We start from the raw sequence: 1329 nt of genomic DNA, 5'->3' as shown, positions 1-1329 counted from the left end.
CATTTCCCTGCCTTTCCGTAATAACGTAGCAGATTACCACTTTTCATTCAATTAGTCAATGATTAATACAATTTACTGAAATGCTTCATAAATGTCAGCCTCAGGGTGCCCGTTATATGTCTAGGGCAGATACGGCAGAGGATTCTGTGCTTTACCATTGCGGCGGATTTCAAAATTGATATAGACGCCTCCTTTTTCATCCATTTCTCCGGCCTGAGCAATGGTTTCACCCTTTTTGACAGTTTGATCAGCCTTGACATGTCTTTTTCTGACATGCGTATAAACCGTCGCAAAACCATTTGAATGACGGATGATGATTGTTTCTCCAAAATCTTTCAAATTAGCCGAAAAAATAACGGTCCCCCGGGCAGCCGCTTTTACAGGTGCTCCCGCCGGGCAGGCAATCTTGATCCAGTTGTGGTACGTTTTGTTCGGCTGAACCCCGAAACTTGTTTTTACCTTTCCCTTGACCGGCCATACCAGTTTGCTGTTATCCGGATAGGCTTGATCATTTGTTTCGACTGCCGAACGTTTGTCTTCATCGGCTCCATCAGTCACCTGAGGGGTTCGGGTGGGCGCCCCTTCGGGCCTGGCATCCGATGGTCCGGTCAAAACCGGTGCGGGTGTCTTTTCCCGCTCTGAAGCCTTTTCCTCCCGCCATACGGTGCTTCTACGGTTATCCGTATCGGCCATTTTTGCGGCCGCGATCACGTCGTCTATCACCTTCACGGCATCGGGGATAAAGATAACAGAACCCACCTTAATATTCGAAACATCTTTGATGTTATTGATTTTTGCCAGTTCCTGCAGGCTGATCGAATAAGCGCGCGATATGCTGTATACCGTTTCGCCTTTTTTGACTATGTGATACACACCTTTTACCGGTGCTTTTTGAACTTGCGGTCCGGTGCAGGCAATCAGTAAAGACAAGCCGAAGAGTGTTATCAAGAAAAAAGTAAAACACTTTTTCCACCTTTGGGCCGGACGATCACAGGCTTGTCGCATCAGGATTTCCATCCACTCTCACCTATCAGGCTGACAAAACGAACCCCGCCCAGGTCTTCCTTTTTCATTTCTGCTGGATTGTCCACGGAGCGCGTCAGTTTATACAAGGTCTGAACATCACGGCTGCCAACGGGAACAACGAGCCTGCCTCCCGGGACAAGCTGATCTGCCAGAAACGGAGGAATCTGCGGAGCGGCGGCCGTTGTGATGATCGCATCAAAAGGTGCTTCCTCCCTCCAGCCATAAGAACCGTCTCCAACACGAATAGCGACATTGTAGCAGTTGAGTCTGTCCAGAATTTTTCTTGCCCGCGTGGCCAGTGCT

Annotated in this window: 2 protein-coding genes; both read right to left on the bottom strand. The window is 48.8% G+C overall.

All coding sequences use genetic code 11. From position 1 onward, the window contains the following. Positions 1–120: 120 nt before the first annotated feature. Positions 121–1017 (bottom strand): hypothetical protein, encoded by an 897-nt coding sequence (locus CVU71_18675; GenBank protein PKN16576.1) that lies wholly within the window; start codon positions 1015–1017, stop codon positions 121–123. Next, positions 1005–1329 (bottom strand): protein-L-isoaspartate O-methyltransferase (locus CVU71_18670; protein ID PKN16575.1); only part of this gene is annotated, 325 nt, incomplete at its 5' end. The genes CVU71_18670 and CVU71_18675, both read right to left, overlap by 13 nt.

The sequence above is a fragment of the Deltaproteobacteria bacterium HGW-Deltaproteobacteria-6 genome, assembly GCA_002840435.1.
GTDB lineage: Bacteria > Desulfobacterota > Syntrophia > Syntrophales > Smithellaceae > UBA8904.
This window is presented reverse-complemented; position numbering and strand designations above follow the sequence as displayed.

Coding starts and splice junctions, on each gene's coding strand:
- CVU71_18675 (PKN16576.1), bottom strand. CDS start 1,017: ATGGAAATCCTGATGCGACAAGCCTGTGATCGTCCGGCCCAAAGGTGG.